General features: G+C 60.4%; 10 protein-coding genes. 1 reads left to right on the top strand and 9 read right to left on the bottom strand.

The genetic code is table 11. The features are described from left to right. Window positions 1-38: 38 nt before the first annotated feature. Window positions 39-2,642 carry an aminopeptidase N gene (gene pepN, locus ACSYSO_RS03200; RefSeq protein ID WP_491701989.1) on the bottom strand — a complete coding sequence of 868 codons (2,604 nt, stop codon included), beginning with the start codon at window positions 2,640-2,642 and terminating at the stop codon, window positions 39-41. Between the two features lie 379 nt (window positions 2,643-3,021). Here pepN and ACSYSO_RS03195 point away from each other — a divergent pair, with 379 nt between their 5' ends. Further along, complete coding sequence (locus ACSYSO_RS03195) at window positions 3,022-4,263, top strand: Fic family protein (protein WP_489798665.1); 1,242 nt, start codon at window positions 3,022-3,024, stop codon at window positions 4,261-4,263. A 118-nt stretch (window positions 4,264-4,381) separates the two neighbouring features. On the opposite strand, the gene ACSYSO_RS03190 is transcribed toward ACSYSO_RS03195, so the two are convergent. From ACSYSO_RS03190 to ACSYSO_RS03155, 8 genes are all read right to left on the bottom strand, one after another. Further along, entirely contained in the window at window positions 4,382-6,391 is a 2,010-nt protein-coding gene (locus ACSYSO_RS03190) for a ribonuclease J (RefSeq protein WP_489798667.1), read from the bottom strand. Between the two features lie 75 nt (window positions 6,392-6,466). Beyond that, window positions 6,467-7,381, bottom strand: coding sequence for a 4-hydroxy-tetrahydrodipicolinate synthase (dapA, locus tag ACSYSO_RS03185; protein ID WP_489798668.1), 915 nt, complete (start codon window positions 7,379-7,381; stop codon window positions 6,467-6,469). A gap of 46 nt (window positions 7,382-7,427) precedes the next feature. After that, complete coding sequence (gene dapB / locus ACSYSO_RS03180; protein WP_491701988.1) at window positions 7,428-8,186, bottom strand: 4-hydroxy-tetrahydrodipicolinate reductase; 759 nt, start codon at window positions 8,184-8,186, stop codon at window positions 7,428-7,430. Between the two features lie 132 nt (window positions 8,187-8,318). Further along, complete coding sequence (locus ACSYSO_RS03175) at window positions 8,319-9,530, bottom strand: MFS transporter (protein WP_489798942.1); 1,212 nt, start codon at window positions 9,528-9,530, stop codon at window positions 8,319-8,321. Window positions 9,531-9,834: 304 nt separating this feature from the next. Continuing rightward, the gene (locus ACSYSO_RS03170) at window positions 9,835-10,527 is read right to left on the bottom strand and encodes a GNAT family N-acetyltransferase (RefSeq protein ID WP_489798672.1); all 693 of its coding nucleotides are present in this window, start codon (window positions 10,525-10,527) and stop codon (window positions 9,835-9,837) included. Window positions 10,528-10,593: 66 nt separating this feature from the next. Beyond that, window positions 10,594-14,634, bottom strand: a complete 4,041-nt coding sequence (locus tag ACSYSO_RS03165; RefSeq protein WP_491701987.1) for an ATP-dependent DNA helicase — start codon at window positions 14,632-14,634, stop codon at window positions 10,594-10,596. Beyond that, window positions 14,577-19,037, bottom strand: a complete 4,461-nt coding sequence (locus tag ACSYSO_RS03160; protein ID WP_491701986.1) for a PD-(D/E)XK nuclease family protein — start codon at window positions 19,035-19,037, stop codon at window positions 14,577-14,579. The genes ACSYSO_RS03165 and ACSYSO_RS03160 overlap by 58 nt, the downstream gene beginning before the upstream one ends. A gap of 116 nt (window positions 19,038-19,153) precedes the next feature. After that, window positions 19,154-23,296: a DNA-directed RNA polymerase subunit beta' gene (locus ACSYSO_RS03155; protein WP_491701985.1), complete on the bottom strand. Its 4,143-nt coding sequence runs from the start codon at window positions 23,294-23,296 to the stop codon at window positions 19,154-19,156. Window positions 23,297-23,312 lie beyond the last annotated feature (16 nt).

Genomic DNA, 23,312 nt, shown 5'->3' with positions numbered 1-23,312 from the left:
TTTGTCATGTCACGGGTTCCGCACCCCAGTGCAGACCGCTAGGCGTTGGCCTCGTTCACCTTGAGCGCGCGACGCGACCCCTCAAGATTCTCGATGATGATGCCACGCAGAGCACGGTCGGCATCACCATGGGATTCCAGCCACTCCTCGCCTGCACGCACCAGCTCCTCGGCATCTGCGTAGACAGGATAAAGACTTTCGAGCAGCGTCTCAGCCATATGGAAGGTACGATGCTCCCAAATCCAGTCGGCAGTCTCGAAGTACTTGGCGATATAAGGTTCCGCCAGCTTGCCGGTGGCCGTGGCGCTAAAGCCAAGCACCGCAGACTTCAACTGGGCATTGGTCAGATCGGTGTTGTAGATAGACTCTTGCCACGCCCAATCCTTAGCCTCGACAGAAGGCTGCATGGCCTTGGCGCCATACGCAAACTCGCGGTTCGCAGTGGTGTCCCGATCCTTCAGCTCGGCTTCAATGCTGCCCTCATCTATGGCACCGACACCAGCCAATGCCTGGATGAGCAGCCAGCGCAGATCATTGTCGACCTCCAGACCCTTGAGCTTGAGTGAGCCGCCCAGCAGACCCTTAACGTTGGAGATGAACGGGGCATCGCCCTCTTCGCCATACTCGAGATAAGCACCTACAAGCTGGAACTGCTCATCACTGCCCGGCTCGGCAGCATTCGCCAAATCCCACAACCCTTGAGCCACATGCTCTCTCACCGCATCACGACGCGCCGCAGGCACATACCGTTTGACGGTGGTCTTCAGCGAGCGCAGTGCGTAGCGGAAGGTGGTGGACTCATGCTCGGTGGAGAGCATCTTCAAGCTCATGTCCACAAAACGCTCGGCGTTGAATTCGCCGTCGCGAGTCATGTCCCAGAACGCCAGCCAGATGACGGCGCGGGCCAGCGCATCGCTGAACTTGTAGAGGTTCTCTGCGGCGAACTCGCGCGAGGCGTCGTCGAAGCGCAGCTTGGCGTAGGTCAGGTCTTCATCGTTGAGCAGGATGAAGTCGGGGCGTGTTTTGCCGATGGCCTCGCTCACTTCGGTGGTCTCGCCGTCAACGTCGAGCTCGAAGTTTTCGGTGCGCACCACCTGACCGGTGGCGCTGTCGAGGTTGTAGAAGCCGATGCCCATACGCTGGCTGCGCAGGACGGGATGGTCGGACGGAGCGCTTTGCACGAGGGTGAAGGCCTCGATGGTACCGTCGTCAGCGCAATTCACCTTGGCTTCAATGGTGTTGATGCCCGCCTCTTCAAGCCACTGCTTGCTCCATGCCTTCAAATCGCGGCCGGAAGCCGCTTCGAGTTCTGCGAGCAGGTCCGCCAGAGTGGCATTGGAATACTGGTACTTGTTCAGGTAGCTGTTGATGCCCTTGAAGAATTTGTCTCGGCCCACGTAGGCTACGAGCTGCTTGAGGACAGAACCGCCCTTGGCGTAGGTGATGCCGTCGAAGTTCACTTCGGTGTCGTGCAGATCGTTGATCGGCGCGGTGATGGGATGTGTGGTGGGCAGCTGGTCTTGGTCGAGCGCCCAGCTCTTCTCGCCGGAGGTGAACGTGGCCCACGAATCTTTCCATTCAGTGGCTTCCGCAGTACTCAACGACGACATGAATTCGGCGAAGGACTCGTTGAGCCACAGGTCGTTCCACCACTTCATGGTGACGAGGTCGCCGAACCACATGTGGGCCAGCTCGTGCAGCACGGTCACCACGCGGCGCTCGGCGAGCGCGTCGGTGACCTTGGAGCCGAAGACGTATGAGTCGCGGATGGTGACCATGCCGATGTTCTCCATGGCGCCGGCGTTGTACTCGGGAACGTAGATCTGGTCGTACTTGGCGTACGGGTAGGGCACGCCCCAGGTCTTGGCGTAGAAGGCGAAGCCCTTCTTGGTGATGTCGAAGAGGTAGTCCACGTCTTTGGCAAAGTCATCTGCCAAGGACTGGCGGCAATACTGGGCCATGGTGACCGTGCGGCCGTCTTCATTGGCGTATTCGGTGTGCCACTCCGCGTACGGACCGGCGCAAATGGCCGTGAGGTAGGAGCTCATGGTGGGCGTGGTTTCGAAAACCCAGTGCTTGGTGGATTCGGCGGGATGGCTGCCCATCGTGCCTTCTGCGGTCATGTCATCAAGGTCTTCACAGGCCTTGACCGGCATGTTGGAAGTGACGATCCACGAGGCCGGTGCCTTGACGTCGAAGTCGAACGTAGCCTTGATATCCGGCTGGTCGAACACGGCGTAGACGCGGCGCGCATCCGGCACTTCGAACTGGGAATAAAGGTAGATGTTGCCGTCGGTGGGATCCACGGAACGGTGCAGGCCCTCGCCGGTAGTGGAATACTGGCATGAGGAGACTACGGTGAGTGTGTTGTGTTCCAGCAAAGCCGGCAGCTCGATGCGACGGTCACGGAAGCAGGCGGCCGGGTCCAGGCTCTCACCATTGAACTCGATGCTGCTCACTTCGTCGGCGATAAGATCCACAAACGTCGGCTTACCGGCCTGAGCGTCGAACTCGATGGTCGAGGTGGAAGCGAAATTCTTAGGTCCTTGCGTCAAATCAAGACTGACCCGGTACTTGACCTGACCGGTAACGACGGCTTTGCGCTCCTGTGCTTCTGTGCGGGTGAGATTCGAACCTGGCATGCATTCTCCTTGAACAGTATCGATCCATAACTACGGCGCTTCGCTTCATGACCTTACTTACCAATCTGCAAGGCAGCCTGACGTGCAACATCGTATCACTGGCAGCGCACGCCACGGCAGGATCCGGCGCAGACTCAGGCTGCGGCGGCTCCTCACGGCTTGCATTGCATCGCTGCCACAACGTTATGCCTGCAGCGATGCACCATCTTGACCAACATGACATCATAATAATGCCAAAACTGCCTTTAATGAACGATATCGTCACTGAAATAGAAATCTAAATACTATTTTTGCTATTTTTGACGTTTACACTTGGTACAAATGGTGTTTAACTGCTAATATTGACGATATTGACACTTAGAGACGCAAGGCAGGTGGGATGAACGGTTACAAAACGATACGTACAACACTCTATGCGTCACAAAGTCACGCTAAACCGGCAGACATTGCACAACAGGAATACGAACAGCGCATCAACAGTTGGGGCGCCATACGTTCCGGAGTCCAGCTCGGCAATTACGAAGTGTTCACCATGCTTCCCGCTCAGCTCGTGCAACGCATGGATCGCATCCGTTCCAACGATTCCGCCATCAATGAGCTGTGGAACCACCTCCCCGGCATCGCGCAACGTGCTTATCTGGTACAGCTGCTAGTCGATGAAATGCAGAATACCAACGAGATTGAAAGCGTGCGTTCCACACGCAAAGAGATTAGAGATGCCATGCAATCAGTCTCGGATCATGGCACGCCGCACAGCAACAAACGCTTCTCCGAGCTCGCCAGTCTCTACATCAACCTCACCAAAGCAAACGTGACGCTTCCCGAAAACCTACACGACATTCGCGATATATATGATCGCGTCACCGCAGGAGAGCTGAGCGAAGGCGACCAACCAGACGGACTGCTGTTTCGCCAAGGACCGGTGTATATCGCCAATGAGGCGTCAGGCAAGACCATACACCGCGGCATGTCAGGAGAAGCACCAATATCAGCACGCCTGACCGCACTGCTGGGTTTCATGCATCATAGCGATGTACCACCGCTCATCAAAGCCGCGATGAGCCACTTCATCTTCGAATACATCCACCCGTTCTATGACGGCAACGGCAGAACAGGACGTTTCCTCTTGGCTTTGCAACTCAGTCAGGAGCTCTCTCCCCTTACCTCGCTGTCGCTCAGCCCTATCATCAACGCGGAAAAGAGCAGCTACTATGCTGCTTTCGAACGCACGGAAGACCCGTTGAATTGCTTCGACGCTACAGTGTTCGTCAACCAGATGTTCGGCTTCATGCTCAACGCTCAAGACACGTTGAAACAAGACCTTGACGAGCGCAAACACGCTTTGGACTATGCGCAATGGGCGCTGGAAACTCAACGCTCCCAGCTCGAACTTGACCAACTGGAACTCGATATTCTCTATATGCTGCTGCAAACCGCACTGTTTGACACTCGTACGAATCGGGTGACCAGGGCTGAGATCCAAACACACCTTGCAAAAGGTCGCCACAAGATTGCGCAAGCCATGCAGCATTTGATGAGCAAGGCATTAGTACAGCAACAGGGACTAAGGCCCATCAGCTATGAGCTCAGCGAGCAGGGATTGCAACTTTTTACACGCTGAGCAATGAGGCGTCTGGCTGAGCGTAACATATCCGGTTCATGGCACGCGCAAAACAACAGGGTGTACAAGCGGTTTGCCTGTACACCCTGTTTGCTCTTATCGTGCTACGCGGTGAAGCTTAGCGGCTCACCGGAGTGGGGTCGACCACATCGTGAGCGATGTCGGCGACCACCGGCACCACCATGGGCTTGCGGTGCAGCTGACGGGTGACCCAGCTGGTGACCGTCTTGCGCATCACCTGCTGGAGCGTCTTGACATCGTGGGTGCCGGAAAGCATCGCATCTTCCAGATCTTGGGTGATCTGACTGCGCACCTTGTCGAAGTCGCGCTCATCCTCTGCCATGGCGTTCAAGTACACCTTCGGGCCCGAGACCACGTTCGCGGATTCGGTGTCGACCACGGCGAAGCAGGAGACAAAGCCCTCAGTGCCCAGGATGCGGCGTTTCTCAAGCTCATCATCGGTAATCTCACCGACTGAATCACCGTCTACATACACATAGCCGCACGGCACGGAACCGACCACGGCCGCCTGACCGTGATAGAGATCGACCACGTCGCCGTCCTCTGCCAGCACCACGTTGTTCGGATCCACACCGGTCTTTACGGCAATCAGGCCGTTGGCCACCAAGTGGCGGTTCTCGCCGTGAATCGGCATGGCGCAGCGCGGCTTGACGATGTTGTAGAAGTAGAGCAGCTCGCCCTCGTCACAGTGACCGGAGACGTGAATCTTGGCGTTGTCGCGGTTGATGACGCGCGCACCCTTCTGCACCAGCTTGTTGATGACCTTGTACACGCCATGCTCGTTGCCCGGGATGAGGGAGCTGGCCAACACCACCGTATCAAACTCGTTGATGGTGATGTCGCGGTGGCTGCCGTCGGCGATGCGGCCGAGCGCGGCCATGGGCTCGCCTTGGGAACCGGTGCACATGTAGACGATCTTGTCGTCCTGAATGTCTTTGGCTTTCTTCAGGTCCACCACCGTACCCTCAGGCAGGTGCAAATAGCCCAAGTCCGCTGCAATGGCCATATTGCGCACCATGGAACGGCCGACAAAGACGACCTTACGGCCGACCTTGTGCGCGGCGTCGACCACCTGCTGCACGCGGTGCACATGGCTGGAGAAGCTGGCGACGATAATCTTGCGCTTGGCCTCGCCGAACGCACGCTCCAGCTCGGGGCCGATAGTGGTCTCAGGACGCACGAATCCGGGAACCTCGGCGTTGGTGGAGTCTGCCATGAGCAGATCGACGCCCTGCTCGCCCAGGCGGCCGAACTCCACCAGATCGGTGATGCGGTGATCGATGGGCAGCTGGTCAAGCTTGAAATCACCGGTGTCGATGATGGTGCCAGCCGGAGTCTTGATGCACACGGCCAGAGCATCCGGGATGGAGTGCGTCACAGTGACGAACTCAAGGTTGAACGGGCCGACCTTAAGCTTGTCGCGCCCGGCAACCTCGACGGTGCGCGGGTTGAGGTGGTGCTCTTCGCACTTGGCTTTGACGAAGCCCAACGTCAGCTTCGAACCGATGAGCGGGATATCCGGACGCATCTTGAGCAGGTAGGGCACGCCTCCGATGTGGTCCTCATGACCGTGGGTGAGGATGAGCGCTTCCACATCGTCAAGACGATCCTTGATATAGCTGAAATCAGGCAGAATGAGGTCGACGCCGGGCTGCTCCTCCTCGGGGAAGAGAACACCGCAGTCGATGAGCAGCAGGTGACCGTTGTATTCGATCACATTCATGTTGCGGCCGATCTCACCCAGTCCGCCCAACGGCACGATGCGCATGGAGCCCTTGCGGTACTTCGGCGGGGCGATAAGACGCTCACCCTGAGGGGTGGTGCTACGCGGATCGCGACGGGTGGAGGTATTGCGGTTACCGCCACGCCCACCACGATTGCCACCGCGGCCGGCATTGCGGGAGTTGCCACGCGAGTCGGAGCGACGTGCGTTGGAACGCCCGGAATCTGAACGGCGAGAGCGAGAAGAGGTCTCTGCCTTGCCACCCTCGGTGCGTTCGGCACCCTGGGACTGCTCTACTGCATCGCTTTCAACGCGAGCCTTTGCTGACCGGCTGCCGCGACGGCGAGACACGGTTGATGCGGATTGATCTTGTGTTGTTGTCATAGTTGGTTAATTTTTCTTCTGGTTAATGTCCGCCCCTCGGGCAGACGACGGGTTGTGCAGCTTGTGTTGCGCAGGTTAACAGTCTGTGAGTGTCGCGGAGCGTTCCATACCGGCACGGGCACGGGCGAATTCAGAATCCCCGGGAGCCACGTTGGGCAGGCGCATCATGGGCTCATCAAGCCAGCCACGCTCATGCAGAGCGGCTTTGGCCATGACGCCTTGGAATCCGGTCCCGTTGACCGCTTCCACCAACGGCGCCAACCGCTGCGCCAATTCCTGGGCTTGACGTATATCTCCAGCGTCGAACGCTTGGGCAAGTTGAGCCATGGGGCCTGCCGCCACGTGAGCGGTGACCGAAATGACACCGACGGCGCCGATGGACAGGAACGGTAGGTAAAGGCCGTCATCTCCCGAATACCAGGTCAAACCGGTTTCTGCCCGCTTGCGCAACGCCCCTGCCACATCTCCGGTGGCATCCTTGACCGCTTCGACATGGTCCAGACCGGCCAGACGACGGTACGTATCGAGTTCGATGTGCACTCCTGTGCGGCTGGGAACATCGTAGACGATAACAGGTTTGCCGGCAGAAGCGTTGACCGCCTCATAGTGACGGAACAGTCCCTCCTGGCAGGGCCGCGAATAATACGGCGCCACGACCAGCAGGGCATCGGCTCCGGCATCCTGGGTCTGCTCGACCATGCGAACCGTGTGAGCCGTGTCGTTGGAACCGGCACCGGAGATGACGGGCACATCGACCACGTCTTTGACCGCGCGAACGATGTCGACCTTCTCATCCATGTGCGTGACCGGCGATTCCCCGGTGGTGCCGTTGACCAATAGACCGTCGGCTCCGCTGGATACCAGATGTTGCGCCAAAGCCTGCAGTTCGTCAAAGTCAACCGAGCTGTCACTCTTCATGGGGGTGACCATGGCGGGAATGACCCTTCCGAACGGAGCGGGATCGAGACGGTGTACAGACGATTCACTCATGGTTCAAAGGTACTTCGCAGGTGGGACGCAACGTAAAGCATGGCCGTCATAGATCCAGGAACATATCGAGACCGACATTCAGTCCCGGGGCTGCGCCGGCGTGCACCTTGCGCACGGCGAGCAGGACACCGGGCATGAAGGAGGCGCGGTCGAAACTGTCGGCGCGTATGGTGAGCTGCTCGCCGGTGTTGCCCAGCAGCACCTCTTCGTGAGCGTTGAGCCCCTGAAGACGAACAGCGTGCACATGCACGTCGTCCACCACCTGGCCTCGTGAAGCGCACTCCCCCTGTGTGCCGTCGGGCATAGGTTCGCTGCCTGCATCACGCCTGGCTTGAGCAATGGCACGAGCCGTATGCAACGCAGTGCCGGAGGGAGCGTCCACTTTGTCGGGATGATGCAGCTCAATCACCTCGGCCGAGGTGAAGTACGGGGCTGCCTTGGCTGCGAACAGATCCGCCAGCACCGCGGAAATAGCGAAGTTCGGGGCAATAAACACAGACTGGCCGGGTGTACCGGAAGATTGCAACGCCTGACGCACCTGTGCCAGCTTGCCCTCATCCCAGCCGGTGGTGCCCACCACCACATTCACACCCTGCGCCACCAAAGCCAGCACGTTGTCCATCGTGGCACTCGGCACGCTGAACTCAACGGTCACGTCGGTGTTGTCGGGGGTGATGGCGCTTATCGCATCCCCTTCCCCCAGCTCTAGACTCAAGTCCATGTCCGGCGCCGCCTGCACGGCCTGTACCACACTGGAACCCATACGCCCGCCGGCTCCCACCACGGAAACTCGAATATTGCTCATATGCCCTCCTTGGAAATGCTGTGTGACTTGGCTACCCCAAGCATAGTTGAAGGAACGAACCGCGTGACGGCCATACGGCTGCCACGCGCCACAGCCCGCCACACCGACTGCACAAGCGCCGCTTGGACTCCCCTAGCGCGTGCGGCGCCGTGCCAGCAACAAGCCGAGTATGGCGAGCAGCATAGCTCCCAGCGTGGTGACGATGGGCATCAGCAGACCGACGTGCGGGCTGTATGCGTCGAGCACCATACCGGCCAGGGTCGATCCGAACGAGCCTCCCACCGAGCCGGCGGTACTGACCCATGAGAGCCCTTCGGTAAGCGAAGAAGAAGGAACGATATCTTTGATGATGAGATTTCCGGTAGCGAATATGGGCGAGACGCACAGACCGGAAAGCACCGAGCACAAGCCGAGCAACAGCAGGTTGTCCATCGACAACCGGCACAGCACATACCCGAGCGAAAGCAGGGCGGTGAACACCACCATGCGTTTCCAGTTGGAGCCTTTGAGCTTGGCGGAACCGAACGCGAACGCGCCGATGCACGAGCCGAGCGCAAACATGGCCAGCTGCAGGCCGAGCAGTTGCTCGCGCCCCATGGCCTTCATCATGGCAGTGACGGAAACGTCGAATTCGTTGAAACTCATGTTGAAAATCACGAACACGGCAAGCAGCGGGATGACGCCGGCATAGCGCAGCACGCTCTTGGGTTTGGCGGTGCCGTGAAGCTGCTCGAGGCTCGGCGCGTCCGAAGTGTCGCTGCACCCCTTCTGGTTGCTGAACTCCGCAGCTCCCCCGGCTGTGCGAGCTTGCACCGATACCGATTCCAACACCGGCGGCTGGGTGTTTTTGAGTGAGAAGAACACCGTTCCCCCGATGGCGCAAGCCACTGCCGGGACGAACAGCTGAGACACCGGGTGCACCGAAGTGGCCAGGAATGCGGCGAGGATGGGGCCGAGAATGAACACCATCTCGTCGATGCCCGATTCCAACGCGTATGCCGCGTTCAACAGCGTTCCGTCCTTCTGCCCGCGTAACGCGTAAGCCCAACGGGTGCGCACCAGAGCGCCAAATGAGAACTGGGTGAATCCCATGAGTATAGCCAGCACGAACAGCACTGCGATCGGCACTTTGGCGAGCGCGGCGAACGAGAAGACCAGCATCATGATCACCGAACCCGCCAATGCCGGACCGCCGACCTTGCGCTGTCCAAACCGGTCAAACAGGCGTGCGTAGAAGGGTGTGACCGCGGCTACGGCAAGAATGTAGACGGCGCTCATGGTCCCTGCGATGGTCCAGTTGTTGTACATGTGGTTGAGCGCCAGTACAATGCCCAGGCTCATCATGGACATGGGCAGGCGTGCCAAGGCTCCGGAAAGGCTGAATGCCTTGACTCCGGGAATGGCGAACAGCCGGGCGTATGGGGACTGCGTTTTAGGCTGCGCAGAGAGGTCCCCGCCCTGCCGCGCGCCGCTGCCGGGTTGCGCGGATGCGCCGGTCTGTAAGGATGACGGTTGTTTGGTTGATGAGTGTGATGGATAATGCTTGCTCATGTGCTGCCTGGTTGTGGGTTGCCTTTCACCCGCTATGTTGACGTATTGTCATCGTCAATGTGATGGTCATTATGGTACCGAAAGCGTTGCCAAACAGTTACTGCTGTGTGGCTTTGGACGAGGGTTGAGAAGGTTGTGCGGCCCGTTGCGGCGTGCCTGCGTACAGGAACCTGCTTTCGACCGGTTTGGACACCTTCTGGGCTGCCGGATCTCCCAGATCCCGCTTGGACAGGCACTGCATGCCATGAACCCGGTAGAAGTCCACGTCGCAGCTGGAATCGGTGTGCAGATAGAATCGTTGCACGTTCGCGCTGTCCATGCCAGACATGGCGCGTCTCCACAAGGTGCCGCCCACACCCTTGCCGCGCGCGGCTTCTGCCACCAGGAACAGCGTGATCTCGGCGCCGGTGGTGTGTTCCGTGTCCGCTTGACGCTCCATGTCTCGCTCAATCTGAAATTCCCGTTCCGCCTCAGCGAGCGAGGCCGCGCCCAGCTTGGTGGCGTTGAGCTGGCTGTCGATCTGTTTCATGGCTTCGCCCACCTGAGGGAACCACGCTCGTCGGCCGCGCATCGCAGTCATCAGCACACCCATGAATTCACCATGCTGATAGGCCACTTCGGCCTGGGACGCATGTTCCAGATAGTGCAGGACGAAGTGAGCCGACAACAGACGCGAGACCTCCGGATCGTCGCCAGCCGCGCTGCACTCGCCCCACATGGCGTCGAACTCGTCGATCACCGCTTCCACGTCGCTCCACACCATGGGTTCGTACAGTATGTTCGTGCTCATCGCTACCTTCTCTTAACCCCTGTCTGACTGCGCTACAGCCAAACCAGTCATTACCGCCACCGGTCTTCAGTCGTTGTCTGAACCATGCACGGTGTCTGGATCCAGCTCGTCCATAATCTCTTGGATGCCCTTGGGCCGGGCATGTATCTCGCGCACCGTCTCGTCAGCTTCACTTACGTAATACAGCGTAGCGTCTATGGAGTCGAGAGACACACCTTCCATCGCGCTCAGCAGAAGACGATACATGTCGAGCTGGGCAAGCTTGCGCGCCGTGTCATCAGGGTCTACGGGTTTACGTCCGGTTTTCCAATCCACTACTGTGAAACGCTTGGACGGGTCATGTTCGTCGAGTCCACCGTAGAACACGGCATCGAGCTTGCCGTTGACGATGATGGGCTCGGTTTCATGCCCTTGATCCCCAGGCAACGCCACTACAATCTGCTGCTCGGCAGCGAAAGGACGACGATGCGCCCAGCGTGACTGTGCCAGACGGCGCTCCCACACAGCCAGATGCTGTTCCTTCCCATGGGTGAGCCGCTCGCCGTCAGCCTCACGCAATGCCAACTCAGCCAGCAATGAGGCACGGCTTTGTGCTGCTGCCCCTCCGGCCAAACCGGTGCCGTCAACTGATGCAAGAGCGTCGGCACCACCTGAGACATCGGCATCGTACGCATTGATAAACGCTTCAGCCCAAGCGTGGAACAAGGTGCCCGCCTCGGCCGCCGGAGAGGAAACCCGCGGAATGGGACGCACCAGGGCGCGCCAGTACTCCCGCGATTCATGCTCGCTCATATGACCGGTACGTGCCTGCAGCGACGTGACATTCTGACGCCGTCCTGCAAGCAGCCGCTCGCCGCGCGCCCGAACACCAGCATCGAAATCCTCCACTTCGTTTTCAGGCATGAGGTCGGGATCATCCAGCAGCATGCGCGCCCGTTCCAGCAACGAATCGGCGGACTGAGACACTGGGACCCCGATGCCGGCCGCTTCACGCACTTCGTCCGAAGCGTCCTGCAGCATGCGCGCCACCGGTTCGCTCATGGCAGCCGGCCACGGTAACGACGCTTGCTGCCGATGATCCTCGATCACACTGGTCCAGGCTTGCACCACCACCGCCTGGCAGTATTGCTCGGCGTGCTCGCCGACGAAAAGCCCATCGGGAGGAACGGCCCCCAACTCGAGCAACGTACGCTCCTCGGCAGGAATGACGCTGGCGTTGGAAGCATCACTGGAGGCAGACGGCCCAGCCTGTTCCACCATGTCTGCGGCGACGCATGCGTCGTCACGTCCCACCAGCGAGTCAAGCATCTCGTCCCAGAAGTTCGACGCCGCTGCCGCACCACGGCCGCTTGCACCCTCCTCAAGGTAGCGTTCTGGCGAGGAACGACGGCTGTAGGTCAGCAACACGTCGTGACGTGCCCGAGTAAGTGCCACATAGGCGAGACGCCGCTCGTCGTTATGCAACCGTCGACCGAATTCCTCAGCGGGAGTGAGCCCTTCCCCTTCTTCGGCCTCGCCTGCCACGTCGTGCACCACATCACGCCGTTGCACTTCGCTCAGCTCATCCACAGCCATATCCGGGATATGCGGCCAAAAAACCGGGAGAATATCAGCATCGACGCGCACCGGTACCGGCACGGCGGCAGGATTGTCCAACCACGTCTTGGATTGTTCGACGTACTGCGGCGGTTCCCACTCCCCCTCGCGCATACCGCCCATATGTTCTTCATCCACCGCAATGGACAAGGAATCCCCTTGGTTGCTGGGGAACCCGTTGCGTTTAAGGCCGACCACAGCCACCGCATCCCATTCCAATCCTTTGGACTGGTGGATGGTCATCAGCACCACATCCGCAGGTCCGCCGGCTGAAGCGGTTGATGCATCGGGAATGGCGCTGAGCGAATCCACCCACCCCACAAAACCGTGCAGGGACGGGGACTGCCCTTCGGCAATCTCGCTGGTGTAGGTATCCACCAGCGATGACAGCGCATCGAAAGCCACATGCGCTTGAGCCGGATCGACCGGACCTTGGGGTTCTCGTACCGTCTGCGCCACCACGGTATCGATGTCAAGCTGCAGGGATTCGATGGCCGTGCGCACGATGTGCGGCAGCGGATAGTTGACCACGTTCTGCACCGCTCTCAACACTCGGCCGGCAGCCGAGATGGACGCAATTCCGGATTGCGTGAACCCTGAGGCTTGAGCGAGTATGTCGTCCAAACGCTCCTCGGCCAGCACGTCAGCAAGGAACACCATGTTGGGCACATGGTCCCTGTGCTGTTTCAGTGCCTCTCTGCGCGCGCCGGCATCCATACTGCTCGAGGCGAGCCCCGCCTCCACCAGCGCGCGAAAACGCCGCTCGTCGTTGCGTTTGGAAGTCAGAGCGGCGAGCGCCTTCAAGTCTTGTGCACGCACGCCGAAGCGCGGGGTGGCGAGCAGTCTCATGAGCGCTGCGGAGTCGGTATGGTCGGCGGCGGCATGCAGCAATGCCAATACGTCACGCACATCAGGACGTTCCAGCATGGCGGAATATCCCACCATCGATACGCTCAGCCCGGCATGCTCGAGCCCTTCGGCAAAGGCCGGCATGGTGGTTTTGGATCGGAACAGGACAGCCACATGCGGTCGCTCGTCACACTCTGTGCCGTCAGCTTCGTCGGAGTCTGGCGTGTGTCTTGCGATGGCGGCCTTGGCAAATCTTGCCACGGCATCGATCTCCTGCCCCAACGTTTCAAAACCCAGCACACCAAGAGTGCCTTCAGGAGCGGTCTCCAGCGTGGACAACGGTGCCACCTGAACCTCGTTCATGGCAGCACTGCCGGGTTTGGAAGGCCGCAACCGCAAGGGTTTGGTCAGGTTGTTGGCGGCATCGAGCACGACGTGCGCATTACGCCTGGTTACGCTGAGCGGGTAGGGCTGGTAGGTCTCCCCCATGTCAAAATCGTGTATGAACAGCCGAAAGGCTCCGGGGCTGGCACCGCGCCATGCGTAGATGGATTGGAACGGATCGCCTACGGCATTGACCGCTGACTTGCCTGCGGCATAGTTGCGCTCGGCACTTTGGGGATGGAAGATGGCGGCGATGAGCTGCGCCTGAGTGGTGGAGGTGTCTTGGTATTCGTCGAGCAACACGTGGGTGTGCTGGCGGCGCAATCGCTCCCCGATGGAGGGGAACCTGGAGACGAGGGCGTAGGCTGCGACAGTGAAATCACCGAATTCAGCCATGTTGAGTTGCGTTTTTCGATCCTGATACGCCTGTACGAGGTTGAGCAGCGTCTCTCGTTTGGATGCCACACTGTTGCCTTGTGCCACGCGGTACCGGGTGCGCTCGTGGCAAAGTTGTTCCCAATCCTTGCAGCGGGACTCGTAGGCTTCGTCGCTCTCCTTTTTAGTACGTTTGCGCAGCTTGCCCGGTTTGGGCTCCTGGTCGGGAACGGGTTCATCACCCAGGAATCGGTCGATGACGTGCATGAACCCGCGGTCCCAGTCGCGAATGCGCCCGATGGCGTCGGCGACGCTCGTGCAGTCGCCGCCGATCATGGATCCGCTGATGGCCCGGGATAGTTCGAGCACTTGCCCCACCAACGCGCTGAAACTACCGAAGTCTTGCGGGTTGATCTCGCTCATGTGCTCATCCACGACCTGCACCGCCATCTGCCAGGCTCCGGCCTCGCTCAACGGCTGGGTGTTCTGGTCAAAGCCGACAAGCAGACCCCAACGGCGTACGATGGATTGGAAGAACGCGTCGTAGGTGAGCACCTCAGGTTTGAGGAATCGGTTCGCTCCAGCATCATGGTTACTCCCGGCGCCGCTGCTGGACACGGCAGCCGAAACTCGGCCGAGCAGTTCCGACGCCGCCTTTTTGGTGAAAGTCAGGCCCAGTATCTTCTCCTGCGGCACTCCCCGGGAGATGAGATTGATGATGCGCCGTGTCATGGTGTAGGTCTTGCCCGATCCCGCTCCGGCGACCACGAGCATATCCTGCTCGCAGGGGGCGTTGATGACGGCAGCCTGCTCGGGACTGTCGGTGAACGTTGGCTGTGCGTCGCTCACGATGCCCTCCTTGTCTCGAATACGGTGTCCACTTCGCCGGCGCAGGCCGGACATACCGTCAGCATGCGGCAGAATTGCACATGGTCGGCTTGCGGACGGGCTTCGATGGTGCTGGAACGCACCGCTGCAGCCGCGTAGAACACGCGCGCGATCATGGTGAGCGCCCACGGCGCCTGGGTGCCACGCAGATTGAGGAAGCCTCGCCATGCTTGCTCCGACACCCCTTGCGGCGGCTCGTCTTCCAGCATGGGTTCATCCAGCAGTTTGCTGGACTTGGGGTAATGGTCGCGCGGTGTGAACGGGCTGTCGTTCAAGTGTCCGTCACGCAGCAGCGGGGGTTGGAATGCGCCTTCCGGCGAATAGCTGTGTGCCGGAGCCCAGCTTTCCTGCACGTCGAACAGCATGGACTGTGCCACTCGTAGCACCATACTTTCCGCACCCGGCGCCAAGTGAGGAGTTTCCCCATTGCCGGAATCAGCAGCCTGCAGAACCACGCGTGTCGCAGAACCGTCACCCTGGTCAGCCTGCACCCCATGCTGTGGATCCTGGAATGCCAAACCCAGCTGGTAGCAGACCAGCTGCAAGTCGTTGCCCATCTGCCTCACGCTGTGCTTGTGCCCGGTTTTATAGTCGATGACGCGCACCGTCTGTTCACCGTTTGGCCTTGACCTCCATTCCACTCGGTCTATCGATCCGGCCAAGCGCACGCTCAGTTCTTCATGCATGCCTTCAGGCCAGCCTCCCACCAGTGCTCCCATGATGGCGGCAAGTTCGGTGCGGTTCAGCGTTTCCACATTGGGAACGCTGTTGTATAACGGCAGGATGTCGTCAAGCGATAGCGTGGCGGCGAACGGCATCTCGCAACGCGCACGGTTCAGCTTGCCCGCCTCGAAGCGTGCACCGTTGGCTCCCAAATATTCCGGTTCGTTCGACATGACGAAATAGGTGGCGATGTTGCGCAGGGTTTGTTCGGCTGCGTCATCCTTGACCATGGCCTGATATCGGCTTGCGGGATCGGCGATGAGCGAGGGGTCGGACCGCAGCGCGAGGTACATGCTCATCATGCGCTCATGTACTGTCTCCACACGCAGTTCGCAAGCACTTCCCTCCATAAAATCGGCGGCATCCAGCCCTTCATTGCTGGCTTGCTCGGCCACCGCGTGGATAATCGAGCCGAAGCTGGTGGCAGGATTGGACGACCGGGGGCCGACGAACTGGTTTTCAAGCAACCAGCACACCGGACACCCCCAGATACTGTCCACTTGAGAAGGCGACAGCTGTACCGGCACTTTGGTCGACTTCCCTCCATCGGCAGACTCGCTGCCTGCTGCGGCACTGCCGACATGGCGATTCAGATATGCCCACGACTGTGGGTCGGCTGCGGATATGCCTCGGCTGGAAAGCAACGCCAACGCGTATGCCGCGTCGGTGCCAGCAGCGGCACGCCCGGCAGGCTCCTGCTGCGCAATCGTGCCGGTGGCAGCAGCATCCACCGGCGTGGCGACCGGAACCACAGGCACCGATGCGCCGGCCGATGCCGTTGCCGTTGCCGGTGTCGAAGCGGTAAGCAATGCGGACAGGTTGGTATTGTTACGAGCCAATTCCACACGCCCGGCGGCCACCAACCCTCTCGGATCGGCATCAAGCCCGGCAAATCTGCCGGCATCGGCTGATGTGGTATACGCTCTGGTCTTGGCGTCGGCGTCACGATTGCGGTCAAAGCGTTCCGGCAGATAATCGTAGAGAAAATCAGAGGGAACCATCTCATCGTTGAGCACGGCACTGAGATTCACATCCGAGTTGGCTCTGCTCAGCGACACCAGCAGGCTTTTTTGTTCCGAAGCGAGCACACGCAGCAGCTCAGGGTCTCGTCCGGTCACCTGTTGCTGCCATGCGCTGCTCAGACTGCCATGCAGTACCATGTTGGCCAGTTCCTCGCCACCAAACAAGGTGTTTCGTGGAGCCAGATTCGGCCATATGCCTTGTTGCACCTGCACTATCCACACATGCGGCCAATGGCGGCCCGCCACACCGGCCGGCGTGGCAAGTGTCACCGCTTGGTCTACAGGAGCCACTTTGGCAAGCGAATCGGCCTCGATGCGCATGGCACGCACCGCAGCGATGAAGTCAGGCACGCTTTGATTGGCGCCGCTGCCCGAAGCATAGTCGAACAGCCTCATCACAGTGTCAAGGCGATCGTTGGCCACGCGCCCCGCGGCACGGCGCCCCAGTGCGATGCGCTGCCACCTGCCGGCCACACCGCACGCATCCCAGGCCACACCCAAGGCGTACTCAGGAGTGTTTTCCGGCAGGGCGGCGAGCTTGTGCGCCACCGTGCCCACCACACGCCACATGTGTTCGAACGCGCCGACATGCGTGTTTCCCGCTCCCACTGCATGAACAGCTTCCAGCACCTCGTCCTCATGCTGCCCCAAGGCAAGCATGACATACATGGCATCCGTACAGAACGCCATTCCTTCGTCCGTCTCGTTTACACCGGTGCCGTCCACCACAGTGCCATTCACCACACTGTCGTCTACGTGTATGGAGGTCGCCTCATCATGCTCCGTCACACTCTCGCGTATTCGTTCCCAATCCGTTATCAAACGCGGCAACGAAGCGTTGATATCCTCCCCATGTTCCGCATTTGCCTCCTGACCGGTTTCATCAACGTCCCGCGCCTTGGTGTCGCCGGAGCGCAAGACCTGCGCCAACGATTCCAGGGCGCGCATCGCCGATTCCACCGGTGCCAGCCGTGCGGGAAGGGAGGGAGTCGAGTCTGCGTGTTGCGTTCCGGCTCCTTCCATAAGCGGGCTTTCCAACAGCGTCTCCACTCGAGCACGCACCGAGCGCGCACCGCGCCGCAAGTCACGCATGGTACCTGCGCGACGCATGTCGGCAAGTTCCAGCAGCGCGAACAGCCCCTGCACCACCGCTTCGTCCTTCAACGGCTTGGTGACCGCAGAATAGCGAACCGGCACACCGTCTTGTCGCAGCCGTTCCCCGAACGCACGAACCGTGGCATTGTCATGGGCGATGACCACCATACTGTTCCATGATGAATCGGCACCGCCATCCATATGCCGCCGCTTGATGCGCCACACCACATCATCCATCTCTTCTCTGGCGGAACGGTAGAGAGCCGAGCCTACGCTGCTTGACGCACCGGCAGATGCCGCTTCCTCGTCGACCGGCGCAATGGGCAGACTGCCCTCAAGCCTTGGTAATTTACCGGGACGTTGCGGCAATGGTGTGGATTCGTCTTCGCTGCTGGAAATGGACAATGACACGCGAGAGGCCACCACATCGCGATAGGTGGACGACGTTCCCCTGTTCAGGCCGTCCAATATCAGCGGTTTCGCTCCAATTGGATCTTGCTGCGCCCGTGCAAACAAGTATTCAGGGTATGCGCCTCTGAACGTCTGCACCGCCTCGTCGGGATTGCCCACCAACACCAGCTTCACGCCGCTCGCAGCCAAGGTCTCCAGAAACGAGAACCCTGCAAGGGTCATATCTTGAGCGTCATCGACCACCAGCAGACCGGGCAGCAGCGCTGCGTCAGCGTGTTGTACCGCCTGCGCACCCTCCACGAGCAGCCGTGAGGCGTCCAGACGAAACTCCCCCTCATACTCTTGCACCACCATCTGCGCATATTCCTCGCGCAGTGCGAATGCCAAACGCCATTGCACATCGAGCCGTTCGGTGCGCACACTGTGTTCCTCAGCCTCTCCGAGCGCGGCAATCACCGAGGCTTCACGATCACGGTCCACTCCCAGTTCATCCACGCGAGCCAGCATATCGCGCAATTGCATGACGAACGCGTCATCAATGCCGCGTGCGAACAACGCATCGCTGGAACCCACCCCTTGGGAAACGGTCCGTGCAGGCGGCTCGGCGGCATCGGCCACTACCATGCCGGCCCAGTCAGACGTGGCAAAGTAGCTGCGCAGCAGCATGCAGGTGCTGCATAGCTCCCCCGCTTGCGCGTGCCTCACGTGCACTGCCACCACAGTTTTGAGCATGGCGTCCTGCTCGGCGCCGTTGAGCAGTTTTGGCAGCGGACGTTGATCTTGTGCACACACACCAGTGAGCACACGGAACGCCACCGCGGACAGTGTGGTTACCGGCCTGGCGGTAGATACGGCACCCCGCCGCACGATGACCTCGTCGGAGAGCTCATCGGCGATTTTCCTGTCCGACACCGTCATCACAGCATCGCCGAATGCTCCCCCAGACCGTTCTGCCGGCTCGTTGACATCCCATGCCGCCAGCAGTGCGTCCAAAGCGAATCGCGTTTTGCCTGCTCCCGGAGCCCCAACCACAAGCAACGCCGCTTCGTCACCGTTCAACAGCGCCCGCACCTCGTGCACCGCCTGAGCGGCATCAACATGCTCCGACTTGCTGTGCCGCCGCTCATGCGCATCGTCTGCCGTTTCCTGCCGTGTACTCGCTGCCATACGTTCAGTCTACGATTCACCATGCCCGCTCACTGCCGGCGCAAACGCGAGAAGGCCCCGACGAAACATTCCGTCGGGGCCTTCAACAACCGCTGTTACGGTTTCACGCGACTATCTCACGCGTTGGTATCGCCTTGAGCGTCCATACCTGGCATGTCGCCCAAGCCGTTCATCGGCATGGTGCCGAACGGCGAATCCGCGCCGAACTGGGAACCCAGTCCCATGCTGGTGTCACCCAAAGCATCTCCTGTGTTGAAGTCGTCCAGGTCGCCCTGTCCGCCTTGGTCATCGAGGAAATCGTCGGGGTTGAAGTCGTCGCCCAGGTTCAGGTCACCGAAGTCGATGGTGGAGAAGTCCACATCGCCGGAGCCGCCTTCTGCGAAGCCGCCGTCGCCGTCGCCGCCCAGACCGAAGTTCGGGTAGATGGTGTCGCGAATCGCCTTGTCGGGCTCCACCTTGGCGTTGCGGTAGCGCGCCAAACCAGTACCGGCAGGGATGAGCTTGCCGATGATGACGTTCTCCTTCAAGCCCTTGAGCTCGTCGGACTTCTGCTCCAGCGCCGCTTCGGTAAGCACGCGCGTGGTCTCCTGGAAGGACGCCGCAGAGAGCCAGGAGTCGGTAGCCAGCGAAGCCTTGGTGATGCCCAAAAGTTCGGGACGACCTGCCGCAGGCTTGCCACTGGACTGCACGGATGCCATGTTCGCTTCCTTGAAGCGCGCCTGATCCACCAGTTCACCGGGCAGCAGCGTGGTGTCGCCGGAATCGATGACAGTGACGCGGCGCAGCATCTGGTGCACGATGACCTCGATGTGCTTGTCGTGGATATCCACACCCTGGGAGCGGTACACGTCGTGCACGCCCTCCACGATGGCGACCTGTGCGGCACGGGGACCGAGAATGCGCAGGATCTTCTTGGGATCCACGGAGCCCTCGATGAGCTGCGTGCCGGGCTCGACATGCTGTCCGTCCTGCACCATCAGCGGAGCGCGACGAGTCACCGGGTAGGTGATCGGCTCCACGTTGGCGTCGTCGGGATTGAGCGTGACCTGACGGCCGTGATCGGTGTCCTCCACCTTCACGGTGCCGGCAAACTCGGAGATCGGAGCCTCACCCTTAGGTGTACGAGCCTCGAACAACTCGGTGACACGAGGCAGACCCTGGGTGATATCGGATGCCGAAGCCACACCGCCGGAGTGGAAGGAACGAAGCGTGAGCTGCGTACCAGGCTCGCCGATGGACTGGGCCGCCACAATGCCGACGGCCTCACCGACGTCCACCAAGTGGTTGGTGGCCAGCGACCAGCCGTAGCACTTGGCGCACACGCCGCGCTTGGACTCGCAGGTCAGCACGGAACGAGCCATGACCTCTTCGACTCCGTGAGCCACCATATCGTTCAGAGCGTCCATTGACAAGGCGTCGCCGCGCTGATAGAGCACGGTCTCGCCGTCGGCAGGATCGATGACGTCCTTGGCCAGCAGGCGGGAGTACGGACCACCATCGGCGGCCTTGATGAGCTGCAGGTTGCCCTCGTCATCGCGTTCCGCGATCTTGAGCGGCAGGCCATGCTTGGTGCCGCAATCCTCTTCGCGCACGATGACGTCCTGAGAGACATCCACCAGACGACGGGTGAGGTAGCCGGACTCTGCGGTACGCAGTGCCGTATCCGCCAGACCCTTGCGGGCGCCGTGCTGGGAGATGAAGTACTCCAGCACCGACAGACCCTCGCGGTAGTTGGACTTGACCGGTCGAGGAATGATCTCGCCCTTCGGGTTGGCCACCAGTCCTCGCATGCCGGAGATCTGGCGAATCTGCATCCAGTTGCCTCGAGCTCCGGACTGCACCATGATGTTCACGTTGTTGTTGTCCGTGAAGTTGTCGCGCATCTTGTCGGCGACCTTGTCGGTGCACTCGGTCCACAGGTTGATGAGCTCCTGACGGCGCTCCTCCTCCGTAAGCAGACCCATGTCGTACTGGTCGTTGACCTTGTCGGCCTGCGCCTCGTACTCGTCGATGATGTCCAAGCGTTCCTTGGGCTCCATGATGTCGGAGAACGACATGGTCACGCCCGACCAAGGTGCCCGGGTGAAGCCCAGATCCTTGAGCGCGTCGAGTGTGGCGGCAACCTGTGCGGTGGAATAGCGGGTGGCGATGTCGTCAACGATGTTGGACAGCTTGCCCTTGGCTACCTTTTCGGTGACGAACGGGTAGTCGGTGGGCAGGGTGCCGTTGAATTCCAGCTGACCGTACGAGGTGGCGAAGAGCACCGAACCGTCGGCGAAACGCTCTTCCTTCACCGTCTTGGCGGCACCCTCCTGCGGGTCGGCCACCTCAATCTCGCTCGGCTCCCAGTCGGTCGGCAGCACGAAGTCCTGCGGCAAGCGCACCAGCACCTTGGCCTGCACGTCCACGTCGTGACGATCCACAGCCATGCGCAGCTCCTCGACGGAACCGAGCACGCGGCCTTGACCCTTGGCACCGTCGATGACGGTGGACAAGTAGTACAGACCCAGAATCATATCCTGAGAAGGCATGGTGACGGTGTGACCGTCAGCAGGCTTCAAGATGTTGTCGGAAGCCATCATCAGCGAGCGTGCCTCGGCCTGCGCCTCGACGCTCAGCGGAAGGTGGACTGCCATCTGATCGCCATCGAAATCGGCGTTGAAGGCGGCGCACGCCAGCGGCGGCAGGTGGATGGCCTTGCCTTCCACCAGAATCGGCTCGAACGCCTGGATACCCAGACGGTGCAGCGTAGGTGCACGGTTGAGCAGCACCGGGTGCTCGGCGATGACGTCCTCGAGCACGTCCCACACCGAACCATCGGCGCGGTCCACGAGACGCTTGGCGCTCTTCATGTTCTGCGCATAGTTCTCGTCCACCAAACGCTTGATGACGAAGGGCTTGAACAGCTCCAGAGCCATGGGCTTGGGCAGGCCGCACTGGTGCATACGCAGTTCAGGACCGACCACGATCACGGAACGGCCGGAGTAATCCACGCGCTTACCGAGCAGGTTCTGACGGAAACGACCCTGCTTGCCCTTGAGCATGTCGGACAAGGACTTGAGCGGGCGGTTGGAGGCACCGGTGACGGGGCGACCACGACGACCGTTGTCGAAGAGCGAATCGACTGCCTCCTGGAGCATGCGCTTCTCGTTGTTGAGCATGATCTCGGGGGCACCGAGCTCAATGAGGCGCTTCAAACGGTTGTTACGGTTGATGACGCGACGATACAGGTCGTTGAGATCGGAGGTGGCGAAACGGCCGCCGTCCAACTGCACCATCGGGCGCAGATCCGGCGGAATGACCGGAATGGCGTCAAGCACCATGGCCTCGGGCTTGTTGCTCGTGGACAGGAAGGCGTTGACTACCTTCAGGCGCTTCAGGGCGCGCGCCTTGCGCTGGCCCGAACCATTGTCGATCTCTTCGCGAAGCTGCTTGGCTGCGGCCTCGAGGTCGAAGTCCTGCAGGCGCTTCTTGATGGCCTCGGCACCCATGGAACCGGTGAAGTAGTCGCCGTAGCGATCCTGCATCTCCTGCCAGAGATCCACATCGCCTTCCATATCGCCGGCCTTGAGCGTCTTGAAACGGTCGAATACGGCGTTCAGACGCTGCACCTGGTTGTCGTAGCGCTCGCGAATAGCCTTCATCTCGCGCTCGGCGGAGTTGCGCAGCTTGGCCTTGGCGCTGCCCTTGGCTTCACCTTCGGACTCAAGCTCGGCCATGTCGGACTCGACCTTCTTGGCGCGCTCTTCGATCTCGTTGTCACGACGACGCAGGATGTTGGCGATTTCGGTGTCGAACTCGTCCTGCAGGTCGGGCATGTCTTGGTGACGCTGCTCCTCGTTGACTCCGGTGACCATGTAGGCGGCGAAGTAGATGACCTTCTCCAAGTCCTTGGGAGCAATGTCGAGCAAGTAACCAAGACGGCTCGGCACACCCTTGAAGAACCAGATGTGGGTGACGGGGGCGGCCAGCTCGATGTGGCCCATACGCTCACGGCGTACGCGCGAGCGTGTGACTTCCACACCGCAGCGTTCGCACACGATGCCCTTGAAGCGCACGCGCTTGTACTTGCCGCAGGCGCACTCCCAGTCGCGGGTGGGTCCGAAGATCTGCTCGCCGAAAAGGCCGTCCTTCTCGGGTTTCAGGGTACGGTAATTAATGGTTTCCGGCTTCTTGACCTCGCCGAAGCTCCAGTTGTGAATGTCCTCGGTGGTGGCCAATCCGATTCTCAATTTGTCAAATGCGTTGACGTCCAGCACTCTTGTGTCCTGTCTA

Source organism: Bifidobacterium sp. ESL1130, assembly GCF_058507935.1.
This window is presented reverse-complemented; position numbering and strand designations above follow the sequence as displayed.

Bases quoted from the DNA above. Each gene is read 5' to 3' on its own strand.
- ACSYSO_RS03165 (WP_491701987.1), bottom strand. From the start codon at position 14,634: ATGTCCGGCCTGCGCCGGCGAAGTGGACACCGTATTCGAGACAAGGAG.
- ACSYSO_RS03195 (WP_489798665.1), top strand. From the start codon at position 3,022: ATGAACGGTTACAAAACGATACGTACAACACTCTATGCGTCACAAAGT.
- ACSYSO_RS03175 (WP_489798942.1), bottom strand. From the start codon at position 9,530: ATGATGAGCCTGGGCATTGTACTGGCGCTCAACCACATGTACAACAAC.
- ACSYSO_RS03190 (WP_489798667.1), bottom strand. From the start codon at position 6,391: ATGACAACAACACAAGATCAATCCGCATCAACCGTGTCTCGCCGTCGC.
- dapA (WP_489798668.1), bottom strand. From the start codon at position 7,381: ATGAGTGAATCGTCTGTACACCGTCTCGATCCCGCTCCGTTCGGAAGG.
- ACSYSO_RS03160 (WP_491701986.1), bottom strand. From the start codon at position 19,037: ATGGCAGCGAGTACACGGCAGGAAACGGCAGACGATGCGCATGAGCGG.
- dapB (WP_491701988.1), bottom strand. From the start codon at position 8,186: ATGAGCAATATTCGAGTTTCCGTGGTGGGAGCCGGCGGGCGTATGGGT.
- pepN (WP_491701989.1), bottom strand. From the start codon at position 2,642: ATGCCAGGTTCGAATCTCACCCGCACAGAAGCACAGGAGCGCAAAGCC.
- ACSYSO_RS03170 (WP_489798672.1), bottom strand. From the start codon at position 10,527: ATGAGCACGAACATACTGTACGAACCCATGGTGTGGAGCGACGTGGAA.